The 15,802-nt window shown below is 72.2% G+C and carries 13 protein-coding genes and 1 riboswitch; of the genes, 8 read left to right on the top strand and 5 right to left on the bottom strand.

The features are described 5' to 3' along the window. The first annotated feature begins 84 nt into the window (after nucleotides 1–84). Nucleotides 85–191, top strand: a riboswitch (TPP riboswitch). A 65-nt stretch (nucleotides 192–256) separates the two neighbouring features. The 3 genes from DEO23_RS08150 (at nucleotide 257) to DEO23_RS08140 (ending at nucleotide 3,793) form a co-directional block, all read left to right on the top strand. Further along, complete coding sequence (locus DEO23_RS08150) at nucleotides 257–1,003, top strand: ECF transporter S component (protein WP_240613292.1); 747 nt, start codon at nucleotides 257–259, stop codon at nucleotides 1,001–1,003. Then, on the top strand, nucleotides 1,000–3,291 hold the full coding sequence (locus DEO23_RS08145; RefSeq protein WP_109275458.1) for an ATP-binding cassette domain-containing protein: 2,292 nt from the start codon (nucleotides 1,000–1,002) through the stop codon (nucleotides 3,289–3,291). The genes DEO23_RS08150 and DEO23_RS08145 overlap by 4 nt, the downstream gene beginning before the upstream one ends. Nucleotides 3,292–3,355: 64 nt before the next feature. Next, nucleotides 3,356–3,793, top strand: coding sequence for an ankyrin repeat domain-containing protein (locus DEO23_RS08140; protein WP_109275457.1), 438 nt, complete (start codon nucleotides 3,356–3,358; stop codon nucleotides 3,791–3,793). Between the two features lie 3 nt (nucleotides 3,794–3,796). On the opposite strand, the gene DEO23_RS08135 is transcribed toward DEO23_RS08140, so the two are convergent. Further along, a complete protein-coding gene (locus tag DEO23_RS08135) occupies nucleotides 3,797–4,333 on the bottom strand; it encodes a GNAT family N-acetyltransferase (protein ID WP_109275456.1) in 537 nt (178 codons plus the stop codon). Between the two features lie 158 nt (nucleotides 4,334–4,491). Between DEO23_RS08135 and DEO23_RS08130 the strand changes: the two genes are divergently transcribed. Continuing rightward, nucleotides 4,492–5,016, top strand: coding sequence for a TspO/MBR family protein (locus DEO23_RS08130; RefSeq protein WP_109275455.1), 525 nt, complete (start codon nucleotides 4,492–4,494; stop codon nucleotides 5,014–5,016). A 15-nt stretch (nucleotides 5,017–5,031) separates the two neighbouring features. Here DEO23_RS08130 and DEO23_RS08125 read toward each other — a convergent pair whose 3' ends face one another. Genes DEO23_RS08125 through DEO23_RS08115 form a run of 3 tightly spaced genes read right to left on the bottom strand, consistent with a single transcriptional unit; the run spans nucleotide 5,032 to nucleotide 7,191 of the window. Next, on the bottom strand, nucleotides 5,032–6,102 hold the full coding sequence (locus tag DEO23_RS08125) for an Fpg/Nei family DNA glycosylase (RefSeq protein ID WP_109275454.1): 1,071 nt from the start codon (nucleotides 6,100–6,102) through the stop codon (nucleotides 5,032–5,034). Continuing rightward, on the bottom strand, nucleotides 6,102–6,563 hold the full coding sequence (locus DEO23_RS08120) for a ribose-5-phosphate isomerase (RefSeq protein WP_109275453.1): 462 nt from the start codon (nucleotides 6,561–6,563) through the stop codon (nucleotides 6,102–6,104). The genes DEO23_RS08125 and DEO23_RS08120 overlap by 1 nt, the downstream gene beginning before the upstream one ends. A 19-nt stretch (nucleotides 6,564–6,582) precedes the next feature. Continuing rightward, complete coding sequence (locus tag DEO23_RS08115) at nucleotides 6,583–7,191, bottom strand: DsbA family protein (RefSeq protein ID WP_109275452.1); 609 nt, start codon at nucleotides 7,189–7,191, stop codon at nucleotides 6,583–6,585. 219 nt (nucleotides 7,192–7,410) lie between these two features. Between DEO23_RS08115 and DEO23_RS08110 the strand changes: the two genes are divergently transcribed. The 4 genes from DEO23_RS08110 (at nucleotide 7,411) to pepN (ending at nucleotide 14,664) form a co-directional block, all read left to right on the top strand. Further along, nucleotides 7,411–9,210: an ABC transporter transmembrane domain-containing protein gene (locus DEO23_RS08110; protein WP_240613291.1), complete on the top strand. Its 1,800-nt coding sequence runs from the start codon at nucleotides 7,411–7,413 to the stop codon at nucleotides 9,208–9,210. A gap of 8 nt (nucleotides 9,211–9,218) precedes the next feature. Then, complete coding sequence (locus DEO23_RS08105; protein ID WP_109275667.1) at nucleotides 9,219–11,057, top strand: ABC transporter ATP-binding protein; 1,839 nt, start codon at nucleotides 9,219–9,221, stop codon at nucleotides 11,055–11,057. A gap of 226 nt (nucleotides 11,058–11,283) precedes the next feature. Next, entirely contained in the window at nucleotides 11,284–11,943 is a 660-nt protein-coding gene (locus tag DEO23_RS08100; RefSeq protein WP_109275451.1) for a ribonuclease FAU-1 family protein, read from the top strand. Between the two features lie 159 nt (nucleotides 11,944–12,102). Then, on the top strand, nucleotides 12,103–14,664 hold the full coding sequence (pepN, locus tag DEO23_RS08095; protein WP_109275450.1) for an aminopeptidase N: 2,562 nt from the start codon (nucleotides 12,103–12,105) through the stop codon (nucleotides 14,662–14,664). 114 nt (nucleotides 14,665–14,778) lie between these two features. On the opposite strand, the gene DEO23_RS08090 is transcribed toward pepN, so the two are convergent. Then, nucleotides 14,779–15,786 carry an iron-siderophore ABC transporter substrate-binding protein gene (locus DEO23_RS08090; RefSeq protein WP_109275449.1) on the bottom strand — a complete coding sequence of 336 codons (1,008 nt, stop codon included), beginning with the start codon at nucleotides 15,784–15,786 and terminating at the stop codon, nucleotides 14,779–14,781. Nucleotides 15,787–15,802 lie beyond the last annotated feature (16 nt).

The raw sequence follows: 15,802 nt of genomic DNA, 5'->3' as shown, positions 1-15,802 counted from the left end.
GCGCCGCGGACCCCGGTCCGTGGGGGCGAGCTCGCGCACATCGACCGTCGGGCCCCGGACCGCGCGCGATAGACTCCCCCTGACATCCACAGACAGGGGAGCACCCCGGCGGTGCTGAGAGTGCGCGAGATGCGCAGACCCTCGAACCTGATCCGGTTCACACCGGCGTAGGGAGTCGGGATTCTTCTGCGGTGTCCGCGGGCCTGACCTGGTCCGGCGGGCCTCGCAGCCCCTTCCGCCACGGAAGGAGAACCAGATGTCCTCACGGTCCACCCCCGCCTCCGCCACGGGCCCCGGGGCGACGGCTCCGTCGGCCGGTTCGACGGATCCGACGACCTCGACACCCTCCGCTGCCTCTGCTCCGACCGGCGCAGCCCCGAGCCGTCCGGCCTCGCCGTCGCCCGCGCTCGCGCGTCGCCCCCTGATGGCCTTCCGCACCGTCGATCTCGTGCTCACGGTCGCGATCGGCGTGGTCTTCGCCTTCGTGTTCCTGGCCTGGGGGCAGGTCTACACGCTGGTCACTCCGCTCCAGCTGGTGCTGCCTCCCTCGGTCGGGATGCTGGCGGGCGTCTGGTTCCTGCCCGCCCTCGTCGCCGTCCTGATCGTTCGCCGGCCCGGCGCGGCGCTGCTGGCCGAGCTGATCGCGGCCGTCCTCGAGATGGCACTGGGTGGCCAGTGGGGCGTGGGAACGGTCGTCAGCGGCGTGCTGCAGGGCGGTGGCGTCGAGCTCGCCTTCCTGCTCACCGCCTACCGGCGTTTCACTCTGCCCTTCGCGATGCTGGGCGGTGTCCTCGCGGCGGCCCTGGAGTGGATCTACGAGCGCTTCTCCTACTACCCGGAGTGGTCCTGGGCGAGTGCCTGGGGCCTGCTGGCCTTCTTCGTCGTCTCCGGCGCCGTCCTGTGCGGGGTGCTGGGCTGGTTCCTGGTCCGCGCCCTGGCCTCGACCGGGGCCCTCGGCGCCTTCCCGGCGGGTCGTCAGTGGGGCCGACGGTCCCGCGCATGACGGTGGGCTCGGCTCAGGCGCAGGTCGGGACGACACCGCTCGACGGGACCGCCTCCACCGATGGGGTCGCCTCCGCGGCCCGGGTCGCCTCCGCGGAGGCGGCCGGGACGCCCCTCGCCCTCGAGTCGGTCACCTGGACTCCCTCCTCCCGCACGCATCCCACGATCCACGACCTCACCCTGGCCATCCCGGCCGGCCAGCGGGTTCTGCTGACCGGGCCCAGCGGCGGCGGGAAGTCGACCGTCCTGAGGGCGCTCGCCGGCCTCCTGGACACCAGCACCGGCGACCTCGAGGGAACGGCCGACGGCCCCACCCGGCCCGGCGAGCGCGGGCTCCTGCTCCAACAGCCCCTGCACGCCCTGGTCGGGGGCAGCGTCGGCCGGGACACGGCCTTCGGCCCCGAGAACGTCGGTCTCGCGCGGGACCGCATCCAGCACAGGGTGACGGCGGCCCTGGAGGCGGCGCGCACCGGCCTCGACGCGTCGACGTCGCCCTGGGAGCTCAGCGGAGGCCAGCAGCAGCGGGTCGCCCTCGCCGGCGCGCTCGCCCTGGAACCCGGTGCCCTGCTGCTCGACGAGCCGCTCAGCATGCTCGACGCCCCCACGGCGTCCCGGGTACGCGAGGCCATCCTGGATGTCGTCAGCGCCCGCACCCTGGTCGTGGCCGATCACCACGTCGAGCACTGGGAGGACCATGTGGACCGGGTGATCGTGCTCGGCGCCGGGGCCCGGGTGCTCGCCGACGGCGCCCCGCACGAGGTGCTCGCAGACCGGGAGTCGGCGCCCGCTGCCAGCGCATCCGGCTCCCCCGAACACACCGTCGGCTCCGGCTCCTCCGAACGCATCGTCGGCTCCGGCGCCCCCGTTCTCGAGCTCGAGGGGGTCGCGATCGCGCGTCGAGCTGCACGGAGTCTGCCGCGGGATGCCCGCACGGATCGACCGCCGCTGCTGACGGGACTGGACCTGAGCGTGGCGGCGGGCTCCCTCACCGCGCTCACGGGTCCCAGCGGCAGCGGCAAGACGACGCTGCTGCGCACCGTCCTCGGGCTCACCGATCCGGCGCAGGGACGGATCGAGCGGCCCGCTGCGGAGCACCTCGCCCTCGTCCCCCAGGAGCCCGAACACTCCTTCGTCGCCCGCAGCGTGCGGGAAGAGGTGCTCGCCTCCCCCTGGGCGCGGGACGAGCAGCTCGCCGATCGTCTGCTCACCGCGGCGGGCCTGGACCACCTCCAGGACGCCCAGCCCTTCGAGCTCTCCGGCGGCGAGCAGCGCCGCCTGGCCGTGGTCGCCGCCCTCGCGCAGGAGCCCGAGCTGCTGGTGCTGGACGAGCCGACGGTCGGCCTGGACCGCGAGCGCCGCGAGGCGCTGTTCGATCTGCTGGACGAGGCCCGACGCGGCGGCTGTGCGGTGCTCGCAGCGACCCACGACCGCGAGCTCATCGACCGCGCCGACGGCCACATCGACCTCGACGCGCACCGGGTCCAGCACGCGCGCGAGGACGAGGCGGCCGCCCCGGACACCACCTTGCGGCCCGCCCGCCGCACCCGCCCCTCCCCTGCGGACGCCCTGAACCCGCTGACCACGATCGTGATCGCCGGCGCTGCCGCGGTCGGCTCCTTCGCTGTGGACCGCTGGCAGACGGGCCTGGTGCTCTGCGCGCTGGTGGCCGTTCTCGCCCCGCTCGCCGTGCGGGGCCTGCGCCGCACGGCGCTGCGCCTCGCCCCAATCCTGCTCGCCGCGATCGGACTGTGCTGGTCGACCGTGATCGCGTCCCCGCTCCCCGCGCTGTCGGGCGGGGCCTGGCTGCTGGGCCTCAAGGAGGCCCTGCGGATCACCTACTTCGTCGCGCCCGGGGTGCTCGTCTTCGCCTCCCTGGACCCCGCACGGCTGGGCGATGCCCTGGGCGGGCGACTGCGGTTGCCCGGCAGGCCCGTCGCCGCGAGCGTCGCGGGTCTGGTGCGTGCAGGACTCACGGCCGAGGTGTGGGATCGCATCATCACCAGCAGGCGTCTGCGGGGTCTGGGTGCGCGACGGGACCTGCGCCATCCGCTCGCGTCGACCATCGCTCTGGTGCGGATGCTGGCCTCGTGCACCCTCGCACTGCTGGTCGATGCCGTGCGGACGACGGAGCAGCAGGCGCTGGCGATGGATGCGCGCGGTTTCGCGACGGCCCAGCATCGCACCTGGGCTCTGCCCAGTCCGTTGACCGCGCGAGACGGCGTCGGACTGTCCCTCGCTGCGCTGCTGCTGGTCGCACCGTGGGTGCTGCGCGCCCTGTTCGGCGGCTGAGCGCTCGCGGATGGCCGGGGCCGAGCGAGCCAGGAGCGGCCCGGCGGCGTCTACCCTGGTGGGCATGACCTCCGATGCCACCCCCTCCTCTGCAGCCGAGAACGCGGACCAGGACGAGCAGGTCCTCGAGCTCGCCCGCGCGATGCTCGACGACGCCCGCGAGGGCCGGGCCCAGCGCCTGCTCCCACTGCTGGATCAGGGGGCGCCCGTCGGCATGAGGGACGCGCACGGGAACACGCTCCTCATGCTCGCCGCCTACCACGGTCACGCCGAGCTCGTCGCGGAGCTGGCAGCCCGCGGAGCGGATGTCGATCAGCTCAACGATCGTCAGCAGTCCCCGCTGGCGGGCGCCGTGTTCAAGGGCTTCGACGACGTCGCGAGGGCGCTGCTCGAGGCGGGCGCGGACCCGGATGCGGGCACGCCGAGCGGCCGCGACTCCGCGGTCTTCTTCGGCCGCGAGGAGATGGGGCAGCTCATCGAGCAGAGGGCGCCTCGCGGCTGACGCTCACCGGGCGGGCTGCAGGAACCGCATCGGCACGTGCTCGATCCCGGCTTCGACGTACAGGGGGCCGGTGGTCTCGAACCCCATGGAGGTGTACCAGGCCTCGAGGTAGGCCTGCGCCGAGATGTGCACCTCCGCGCTCGGTGCCAGCTCACGCGCGTGCTCGAGGGCGGCGAGCATGAGGCGCCGGCCGTGTCCCCCGCGCCGTCGGTCCCTGCGCACCGCCACCCGACCGATGTGCACGGTGCCGTCGAGATCGAGCAGAAGCCGCAGGTGAGCGATCGGCCTCCCGACGCCCTCCGCGTCCGCGGCCCCGGCAGCCGACTCCGCAGCAGCCTCGCCACCCGGTTCTGCAGCGGCCTCCTCGAGCCACATCAGCACGGTGCCGTCCTCGAGCTCGCGGCCGTCGAGATCGGCGTCGTCGGCGTGCTGCTCGAGGGTGAAGACGTCCTGACGCAGCTTGGCCAAGAGGTACACGGTGCGCGGGTCGATGTCGCGCAGATGGGCGTGGTGCAGGGTCGGCGTCCGGTCATCGCTCATCACCCCACGATATCGGTGGGACCTGCACGAACAGCAGTGCTCGTGGCGGCTCGTGCCGGGCGCCCCGGAAGTTCTGCCCGGCACCGTCCTCCCTGCGGCGTAATGTCAGGGGCGCGCGCCCACGCCCGCGCCCACGCCCACGCCACAGGAGGCCACCGATGCCGACCGTCCGCCGCCGCCCGCTGCCCCGAGCGCGTCACCTCGTGCCCACGTCCCTCGCGACCCTCGCCTGCGCGATCGTCGGGACCCGGGCGACCGCGGTCTCCGTGGACTCCGCGTGGTACGAGTCCCTGCGCAAGCCGTCGTTCCAACCTCCGCGGGCGGCGTTCCCGCTCGCCTGGACGGCGCTCTACACCGACATCGCCGTCGTCACCGCGAAGGCTCTGGACGAGCTGGAACCGAAGGAGCGTCGCCGTCTGGTGATCGCCCTCGCGGCGAACCTGGGGCTGAACGCCGCCTGGTGCTGGACGTTCTTCGCACGGCGCGAGATCTCACTGGCCGTGCCCGTCGCCGCCGCGCTCGCGGTCTCCAGCACGGATCTGGCCCGGCGGGCAGGGCGCGCGCGTCCTGCGCTCGGGCTCGCGCTCGCCCCCTACGCGGGGTGGACGACGTTCGCGACCGCGCTCAGCTGGGCGATCGCCGTGCTGAACCTCGAGGAGCAGCAGGTCGCGGCGCGCCGCTGACCGGCCACCCTCGGCTCACGCCAGCGCCCACGCCTCGGCGGGGTGCTCCCGGGTCCAGCTCGCCCGGCGCGAACGCACGCTCTGGCACCGCGGGCACCAGTAGACCGTGCGGGCGGCCATCTCGGCCGAGCGGATGATGGTGCCGCAGACCCGGCAGGGCAGGGACTGGCGGTGGTAGACGTAGAAGGACTTCTCCCGGGCGACCACGCCGGGATCCTCGTCGCCGTTCTGGCGCGTCCCGCGCGACCGCTCCATGATGCGCGCCTCGACGTCCCGGTGCTCGGGCTCGGTGGTGACGATGCGGCCCGTGCGCGCCCCGTACTCCATCAGCGGCACCAGGTCCTCCCAGATGCCGCGCACCATCCCGGCGGTGAGGTACTTGCCGGGCACGAAGGGGTCCAGGCGGGCGCGGAACAGTGCCTCGGCCCGGTAGATGTTGCCGACCCCGGCGATGACGTCCTGGTTCATCAGCAGCACGCCGATCGCGCTGCGCGAGGCGAGGACCCGGCGCACGAAGCGCTCGGGGTCCGCGTCCTCGCGCAGGGGGTCCGGGCCGAGTCGCTCGAGGACTGCTCGTCGACCTTCGGCGTCGACGATCTCGCAGGCGGTCGGCCCGGTGAGATCGGCGAGCCCGTGGCGGCCGATGATCCGCAGCCGGGTCGTCGGGCGCGGCGCCAGGTCGCGCCAGTCGTCCGTGGCCGCGTCGTGCACGTCATAGCCGTCGGCCGCGCCGGTTCCCCCTCGAGGGGCGCCGACGGGGCTCTCGCGCTCCCCGATCCGCACCCGCGGGGCGCCGATCGCGTGCGCGAGGGCGAAGCCGGGCTCGCCCGCGAAGGTCCAGGACCCGTACAGCCCCAGGTGCACACGCACCCAGCGGGTCACGGGATCACCGGGGGCGACGCTCTCCTCGGGCACGAAGGCGATCAGCAGCTGCTTGCCGGCGGCCTCGGCGCCCGCGAGCACCCACCGGTCGATGTCGGCGGCCTCGGGGAAGCGTCCCTGCGGGCTCGAGGTGCGCACCCTCTGACCGCCGAAGCCGGCCTCGAGGGCGGAGGCGAGCCGATGGACCGTGTGGCCCTCGGGCATCAGGCCTCGTATCCGCCGGTGCGCTCGTAGAGACCGACGAGGTCGATACGACGCTGGTGGCGCTCGTCCCCGCTGAACGGCTCGGCGAGGAAGAGGTCGATGAGGTGCTCGAGCTGCTCCTCGGAGTGCTGCCGGGCGCCGATGGAGATCACGTTCGCATCGTTGTGCTGACGGGCGAGCGTCGCGGTGTCCTCGTTCCACACCAGCGCGGCGCGCACGCCCTCCACCTTGTTCGCGGCGATCTGCTCGCCGTTGCCGGAGCCGCCGATGACCACGCCGAGGCTGCCGGGGTCGGCGACCACGGCCTCGCCCACCGCGGTGCAGAACGGCGGGTAGTCGTCGAGCTTCTCGTAGGTGTGGGCGCCGTGGTCGGTGACCTCGTGGCCCTTCGCGGTCAGCGAGTCCACGAGCCGGTTCTTCAGCTCGAAGCCGGCGTGGTCGGTGCCGATGTGAACGTGCATGGGGTGTTGCCTTCCGGGGTCAGTCGAAGATGGGGCCGACGGTGCGGCTGCGCTTGAGCTCGAAGAACCCGTCCACCTGGGACATCGCCTCGAGGCCGTCGAACAGGGTGCCGGCTTCCTCGCCCGTGGGTGCCGGGGAGATCACGGGGCCGAAGTAGGCACGGCCCTCGCCGAAGGAGATCACCGGGGTGCCGACCTCGTCGCCCACGAGCTCCACGACCGCCTTCTGCTTGCTGCGCAGGGTGTCGTCCGAGGAGTCGTCGCCGTAGGCCTCGATCAGGCCCGGCTCCAGCCCGGCCGATGCGAGGGCCGCGACCGCCGCGGCCCGGCGATCCGACTCGCCGCCCACGTGGTAGGCCTGACCGAACGCCGTGTAGAAGTCGGCGAGGTCCTGGTTGCCGCCCGCGTTCTCGACGGCGAGCGCGACCCGGGTGGGGCCCCAGGCGTCGTCCATGCTGCGGCGGTACCCCGCGTCCAGGTCGCGTCCCTCGTTGAGGGCTGCGAGCGACATCAGGGAGAAGGTGACCTCGACCTCGCGCACCTGGGCCGCGTTCAGCAGCCAGCGACTGGTCAACCACGCCCAGGGGCAGATCGGGTCGAAGAACAGTTCGACATGCCGTGTCGTCATGGAGGCTTCCTCTCACGTCGGGTCGCGGGCCTCGTCGGGGTGAGGTCCGCGCCCATTCTGTCACCGCCCGCGATGACGTGCGCATCGGCTCCCGGGCGACGGTCTCCCACCCACGTGGGAACCCGGACACGAGCGGGCCCGGCCGAAGGACGACGAACGGGCACGAACCGGGCAGGAAAAGACATTGCCACCGCTGCCGGTTCGGGATTGGATTCATGAGTGCACGAATCCCTCTCCCCCACCGGTGCGACAGGCGCCGCCGCTCCCGTGCCGCATGTCTCCGTCATGCGGTCGATCGTGCGCAACCATCGCCGCTCGATCCCGTGGATCATGGCGACGTCCGCGCTCGTCGAGGCCGTCGACATGCTGGTGCCGATCCTGGTGGGCTTCATCATCGACGTCGGGATCGTCAGCGGCAGCCTCACCGTCACCGTGCTGGGAGCTGCCGGGATCTTCGTGATGCGCCTGATCAGCACCTGGGTGTGGACGGTCATGTTCACCGCCTCCCAGCGCGCTCGACTGTTCGAGCGCCACCGACTGCGGGTCGCCGTCACCGGCGCGGTCCTGGATCCCCGCTCGCGACCGATCGAGCGCCCGGCCGGCGAGGTGCTCTCGATCGCGACCTCCGATGCCGACAAGGCCTCGGACGTGATGGACATGCTGCCCTGGGCCTTCCCCGCCTCCGCCGTGGTGCTCGCCAGCGGGGTGTGGCTGGCCGTGCTCGATCTCTGGCTCGGGGTCGCCACCCTGGTCGGGATCGCCGTGATGGTGCTCGTGATCCGTGTGATCAGCCCGGTGCTCTCGGCACGCTACGACGCCCAGCAGTCCCGCGCCGCCGACGCCGCCGCCACCGCGACCGACCTCGTGCACGGGCTGCGCGTGCTGCAGGGCCTGGGCGTCCAGTCCCGTGCCCGCGTGCAGTACCGCCGCCGATCCCGGATCGCCCTGGACGCCGCCCTGGTCAACGCCCGGTTCTCGGGTGTCTCCAGCGGCCTCACCACCGTGGTGACCGCCGCGATGATGGCCGCGGTCGTGATCATCGCTGCCCAGCGCACCGTCGCCGACGAGATGACGATCGGCACGCTGATCGCCGTGGTCGGTGTGGCCCGCTCGAACATGGGCATGCTGCAGGGGCTCTCGGGGATCCCGATCTGGTGGGCCAGCATGTCGACCTCCGCGGATCGCGTGCGCCGGCTGCTCGCGGACCTCGGACGCACGGTCGACGACCCGGCGCTGACGGTCGGCCACCTGCAGATCGCCCGCGACGAGCGCGGGGAGTCCCGCCCCGGGGAGCGGCGCCCGTCGGCCGGTGGACTGCACCTGCGGGGCGTCAGCACCGGCAGCCTGCAGGGGCTCGACATCGAGGTGCCCGACGGGCGCGTGATCGCGCTCGCCTGCGCCGACGTGCGCGACGCCGATGCGGTGATCGAGGCGGTCAGCGGCCGCGGCGAGCACACGGGCGTCCACCTGGGCGACCAGGAGGTCACCGCGACCTCGCGCTTCGCCACCCGCGCCGACCTGCTCGTCGAGCCCCACGTCGTCGACCTCTTCGACGGCACGGTGCGCGAGCAGCTCGCCACCCGGGCGCCCGCGAGCGACGCGACCGACGGCAGCGACGACTCCTGGGCCGACGCCGCGCTGCACGCCGCCGGGGCCGACGATCTGCTGCGGATCCTGCCCGAGGGTTACGACACCCGCATCCTGGATCGCGGCGCGAACCTCTCGGGAGGTCAGCGCCAGCGGATCGCGCTCGCCCGTGCGGTCGCCTCCGATGCGCCCGTGCTGGTGCTCCAGGACCCGACCACGGCGGTCGACGCCGTCACCGAGCAGCACATCGCCGAGGCCCTGGTCGCCGCCCGCCGCCAGGAGGATCGGGCGACCCTGCTGGTCACCCGTGCCCCCGCGCTGCTTCGCGAGGCCGACGAGGTTCTCTACGTGCGCGGCGGCAGGATCACCGCGCGCGCCGGGCACCAGGACCTGATGGACCGTGACGACTACCGGGAGATGGTGCGCCGATGATCCCCGACATGACCGCGATCCACTGGGACCGCGAGGCCGAGGACCTGCTGGAGTCCGACGCGACCGCGCGCCGCCAGCTCGACGAGCACGCCCAGATCCTGCCGATCGCCTCGGTGGGCACGTCGTTCTCGCACCTCGGCCGCCGTCTCCGCCAGCACGCGCTGATGACGGTGCTGACCGTGCTGGTCGTCGTCGGCGGCGCCGTCGCCGCCGCCTGGATGCCGCGGCTGATCGGCGGCGCGGTCGACATCGTCCAGGGCCATCAGGGCTCCGCGGCCGTGTGGCGGCAGGGCGCCCTGATCATGCTCGCCGGCGTGCTCCAGGCCGTGCTCTCGGCCCTGGGGTGGGCGCTGGTGAGCGGGCTCGGTCAGCGCGTGCTCGCCGCGATGCGCGAGGACGTCATCGACCGCGCCCTGGACCTGCCCGCGCAGACCATGGAGGTCACCGGCATCGGCGATGCGCTCTCGCGCGTGGCCGACGACGTCGACGTGACCGCCCGGGCCGTGAACAACGTGGTCCCGAACCTCATCCAGGTGGGGTTCTACGTGGTCGTCACCCTGGTGGGCATGGTGCTGCTCTCGCCGTGGCTGCTGATCCTCGTGCTCGTGGTGGTGCCGATGTACGCCGCAGCGGGCGTCTGGTACATCCGCCGGACCGCGCCGATCTACCGCCGCGAGCGCGTGGCGATGGGGGCTCGCGCCCAGGGCCTGCTCTCGGCGATCCACGGCATCCCCACCGTCCACGCCTACGGCATCGAGCGCCGCGAGACCCGCCACGTCGCGGTGCTCTCGGAGACCGCCGCGGTGCTCGGCATGCGGGTGATGGGGCTGGTCACGCGGGTCGTGAAGATCGTGGTGTGGCCGGAGAACCTCTCGATCGCCCTGGTGCTGGTCCTCGGCTACGCGATGGTCCACGTGGGCGGCGCCCCGGTGGGACTCGTGACCGCTGCGGCCCTGTACCTGATCAGCCTGCTGTGGCCGATGATGAACCTCCTGTTCAGCCTCGACGACGTCCAGTCGGCCGCGGCGAGCCTGACCCGGATGGTGGGCGTCATCGAGTCGATCGACCCGGCGACCTCTCCGGGCGAGGAGGTCCCCTCCGACGCCTCGATCCGTCTGCGCGACGTCTCGCACGCCTACGGGGAGGACGAGGACGGCACCGAGCGCACGGTGCTGCAGCCCATCGACCTGGACATCGCACCGGGTGAGTCGATCGCCCTGGTCGGCGCCTCGGGAGCGGGCAAGTCGACGCTCGCCGCGATCATCACCGGCACGCTGACGCCGCGTCACGGCACGGTGCTGCACGGCGGGGCGGACCTCGCCCGCGGGGACCTCGAATCCATCCGCCATCACGCCGTGATCGTCAGCCAGGACGTGCACGTCTTCCGCGGCACGCTCGCCGAGGACCTGCGGCTGGCGAAGCCCGAGGCGGACGACGAGGAGCTGTGGTCCGCGCTGCGGGCGGTCGAGGCGGACGCCTGGGCCGACCTGCTCCCCCGCGGCCTGGACACCGAGGTCGGGGAGAAGGGCGAGCGGCTCACGGCCGAGCAGTCCCAGCAGCTCGCGCTCGCGCGCGTGGCCCTGCGGGACCCCGCCGTGCTGGTGCTGGACGAGGCCACGGCCGACGAGGGCTCCTCCGGGGCACGCGTCCTGGAACGCGCGGCGACCCATGTCGCGCGTGGCCGCACCACCGTGATCGTCGCCCACCGCCTGTCGCAGGCCAAGGAGGCCGACCGCATCCTGGTGATGGAGGGCGGGTGCGTCGTCGAGCAGGGGCCGCACGAGGACCTCGTCGCCCACGGCGGGGTCTACGCCGAGCTCTGGGCGGCGTGGAGCGGGGACGACTGAGGGGTCCTCGCAGCTCAGACAGCAGGGACGGAGGGAGCTCGGCGCGACACGCCGAACGCCTCCGTCCCTGCGCACGCGCCCTGGGCACGTCCTCCGGGGTTGCTGATGCCATTCGTCACTGCGAGGTATGGTCGCCCCATACACCTTCCCCCCGCGGGGTGAAGATCCAGGGCCGACGGGCCGGTCGACCCGGGTCCCCGTGGGGCCTACCCGGCCAGGAGACGTCATGTCCTCCACTGCGCACTGGTCACCCGGCGACCAGGTGACCTGGACCTACTACACCCTGCAGCACCCGACCCGCACCGTCCGCCCCGGCACCGTGGTCCTCGACGACGACGAGCGCGGCCTCGTGGTCTGGATCGCCCCCGGCACCGAGGTGCTGCTGCCCGTCCTCGAGAACGGCTCGCCGCTGCGCCGTGCGGGAGACGAAGGCATGTTCACCCAGCCCCGGGTCCAGTCCAAGCAGCTGTGGACGGGCAACGGGATCCTGATGATCGGTCTTCCCGGACGCCCGTACTCGGTGTGGCTGTTCTACAAGGACGACGGTTCGCTGGGCTGTTACTACGTGAACCTCGAGACGCCCTTCGAGCGCACCGAGGAGGGCGTTCGCACCCGTGACCTCGTGCTGGACCTCGTGGTCCTGCCGCGCAGGGACTGGCACTACAAGGACGAGGACGAGCTCGAGGGCGCCGAGAGCGTCGGCTACTTCTCGTCCGGCGAGGCGCGCGACATCCGCGAGGCCGGCCGCACCGCGGAGCGCGACATCACCCAGTGGGCCTACCCGTTCTCCGCCGGCTTCGAGCACTTCTTCCCCGACCCCAGCTGGTCGATCCCGCCTCTCCCCGCGCACTACGAGTGGGAGCTGGACCTGACCGGTCGGGCCTGACGGGTCCGCGATCCACGGGGGCGCGGGGCACACCTCCGTCGACCTCTCGAGCAGGACCCTCGCACAGGTCCCTCGAACAGGCCCCTCGTGCAGGTCCCTCGCACAGGCCCCTTCCGGTTCCGGTCCGCCGCGCCTCACCGCGGTGGCAGGATGGGAATCATGCCTGTGAATCCTTCCGAGAACCTCACCCGGGACGAGGCGCGCGAACGCGCCGCGTTCCTCTCCACCGACTCCTACGACGTGCGCCTGGACCTGACGACGGGTCCCACCACGTTCGTCACCGAGTCGACCATCCGCTTCTCCGCCACCGAGGCGCGCGGCACCTTCGTCGACCTGATCGCCCCGAGCGTGCGGGAGATCGAGCTCAACGGTGAGCTGCTGGAGGACCCCGCCTCCCGCTTCGACGGCGCCCGGGTGCAGCTGCCCGAGCTCGCCGTCGGCGAGAACACCGTGCGCATCCTGGCCGACGGCGCCTACATGAACACCGGCGAGGGGCTGCACCGCTTCGTCGATCCGGTCGACGACGAGGTCTACCTCTACACGCAGTTCGAGGTCTCCGACGCCCGTCGCATGTTCGCGAACTTCGAGCAGCCCGATCTCAAGGCGACCTTCCGTTTCACCATCACCGCTCCGGATCACTGGCGGGTCATCTCGAACTCCCCCACCCCGCTCCCGGAGCCCGCGGGCGAAGGCACCGCGACCTGGACCTTCGAGCCCACCACCACCATCTCGACGTATCTCACCGCGCTGATCGCGGGCACCTACCAGGGCGGCGAGGGCGAGGTGACGACCCGCGACGGTCGCACGATCCCGATGGGTGTGTACGCCCGGGCCTCGCTCGCCGAGCACCTGGATCCCCAGAACATCATCGACGTCACCAAGGCCGGCATCGACTTCTACGAGGAAGCCTTCGACTGCGACTTCCCGTTCCCCAAGTACGACCAGGTCTTCGTGCCGGAGTACAACATGGGCGCGATGGAGAATCCCGGCGCGATCACGTACGTCGAGTCCTACGTGTTCCGCTCCGACGTCTCCGACGCGATCCGTGAGCGCCGCGACCTCACGATCCTCCACGAGCTCGCGCACATGTGGTTCGGCGACCTGGTCACGATGCGCTGGTGGGACGACCTCTGGCTGAACGAGTCCTTCGCCGAGTACGCCTCCACGCTCTCCAGCGCCGAGGCGACGAAGTGGACCGATGCCTGGACCACCTTCGCGAGCTCCGAGAAGGCCTGGGCCTACCGCCAGGACCAGCTGCCCTCGACCCACCCCATCGTGGCCGACATGGTCGACTTCGACGCCGTGGCGACGAACTTCGACGGCATCACCTACGCCAAGGGTGCATCGGTGCTGCGCCAGCTGGTCGCCTACGTCGGCAAGGACGCCTTCTTCGAGGGGCTGCGCTCCTACTTCCGCAAGCACGCCTGGTCCAACACCGAGCTGAAGGACCTGCTGGCCGAGCTCACCGAGACCAGCGGCCGCGACCTCGCCTCCTGGTCGCAGCTGTGGCTCGAGACCGCGGGCGTGAACACCCTGCGCCCGCGGATCCTCACCGAGTCCAACGGCACGGTGACCGCGTTCTCGATCGAGCAGACCGCGCCCTCGGACTACCCGACCCTGCGGCCGCACCGTCTGGGCATCGCCGGCTTCACGCTTGCCGACGGAACGCTGCGTCGCACCGAGAGCATCGAGGTCGACGTCGACGGGGAGGTCACCGAGGTCGACGGGCTCGTCGGCGCCGGCGCGGACCTCTGGCTGCTCAACGACGGCGATCTCGCCTACGCGAAGACCCGCCTGGACGAGGACTCCCTCGCGATCGCGATGGAGCACCTGCGCGACATCGAGGACCCGCTGGCCCGGACCCTGATCTGGTCGGCGGCCTGGGACATGGTCCGCGACGGCGAACTGCCCAGCCGCCGCTTCCAGCAGCTGGTGCTCGCGAACATCACCGGCGAGGACTCCTCGAGCGTGCTGCGCACCCTGCTGGGCCAGCTGCGCTCGGTCGCCGGCCCCTACGCGGCACCCGAGGAGCGCGCGGAGCGCACCTCCTCGGCCGCCGACGCGCTGTGGGAGCTCGCCCGGGCGGCCGAGGACGGCAGCGACGCCCAGCTCCAGTTCACCGAGTCGTTCGCGCTGATGTCCGCGACCGACGAGCACGCCGGCATCCTCGAGTCCCTGCTCGACGGCACCGTGACGCTCCCCGGCCGCACGATCGACACCGATCTGCGCTGGTCGCTGGTGATCGCCCTGTCGGCCCTGGGACGGATGGACGACGCCGCCATCGACGCGGTGCTCGCCGACGACGACACCCAGTCGGGCCGGAAGAAGGCGCTCACGGCGAAGGCCGCGCGGCCCACGCCGGAGACCAAGGCCGAGGCCTGGCGGACCACCGTCGAGGAGGACACCCTGCCCAACGAGTCGCTGAGCGCCGTGGTGATCGGCTTCGACCGCGTCCACGACGGCGAGCTGATCGCCCCGTACGAGTCGCGCTACTTCGAGATGCTCGAGACCGTGTGGTCCGAGCGGTCGAGCGAGATCGCGAACCGGCTGATCCAGGGGTACTTCCCCTCGCTGTTCGGCGGGGAGTCCGTGCTCGCGGAGGCCGACGCCTGGCTCGCCGCCCACCCCTCGGCCCCGCTCGGGCTGCGCCGCCCGATCATCGAGGGCCGCGACACCGTCGCCCGCCAGCTGCGGGTCCGGGAGGCCGACATCAAGGAGTGAGGGCGCCGCGTGGAACTCGGGGACGGGGCCGGGACGAGGTCCTTGCTCCCGTCCCCGAGCCCTCACGCTCCTTCTCGAAGGTGCCGTGTCCTCGGGGCGCCGTGCGGCGGCCGCTCAGGCTCCGAGGGCCTTCTCGATCTTCCCGGGGAGCACCGTGAGGGCGTACTTCTGGGCGAGCACCGTCCCCAGGGAGAAGGCGCTCGAAAGGTCCCCGTCCACGACCACGGCGTGACCGTCGGCGACCGCAGGGATCTGCTTCCACTGCTTGTCGCCGGTGATCTCGGTGGTCTTGATGTAGATGGGGAAGGCGACGAGCAGGTCGGCGTCCAGGGAGTCGAGCTGCTCGGCGGAGATCGAGACGGAGAACCCGGACTCGCCGGGCTTCCTGGCGGCGATCTCCTTCGACGGGGTGAAACCGAGGCCCTCGAGGAAGCCGAGTCGGGTGTCGCCGTCGACGTAGGCGCCCCAGCCCTCGGAGGTCTTCGTCGCCACCGTCACGGACTTGTCCTTCCAGTCGCCGTGGTCCTCGGCGACCTTCGCGAAGGCGTCGTCGAGCTGCTTCTGCAGCTGATCGGCCTTGTCGGAGGCCCCCAGGGCCTTGCCGATGATCCGGAGCTGGTCCTTGGGCGAGGTCAGGTAGTTCTGCGCCTTCTCGGGGATGCCGACGGTGGTCGCGATCTGCGAGAGACGGTCGTGGCGCTTGGAGTCGCCCGAGCTCTTCACGTCCAGGATCAGATCCGGGGTGAGGGAGGCGATCGCCTCGAAGTCGGGCTCCAGGGTCTCGATGATCGTCGGCGCCGAGTCGTACATGCCCTTGGCCCACGGGCCCACGCCCTCGCCGCCGAAGCCGATCCAGTCCGAGGCCCCCACCGGCTGCACGCCGAGCGCGAGAGCGGTCTCCGCATCACCCCACCCGAGCGCCACCACGCGCTGCGGGCGTTCCTTCACCTCGACGTCGCCGAACGCGGTCTTCAGCGTCACCGGGAACGCCCCGCCGCCGGAGTCCGAGGACCCCGAGCCCTTGGAGGACGAGCCCGACCCCTGGGAGTTCCCGCAGGCGGCGAGCAGACCGGCTGAGCCGAGCACGAGGCCTCCGGCGACGAGGGAACGACGAGTGAGCATGGAGGACCTCCGCGGG

The sequence above is a fragment of the Brachybacterium endophyticum genome (genome assembly GCF_003130585.1).
Lineage (GTDB): Bacteria > Actinomycetota > Actinomycetes > Actinomycetales > Dermabacteraceae > Brachybacterium > Brachybacterium endophyticum.
The sequence above is the reverse complement of the archived record's forward strand: the minus strand, read 5'-3'. Positions and strand labels throughout refer to the sequence as shown.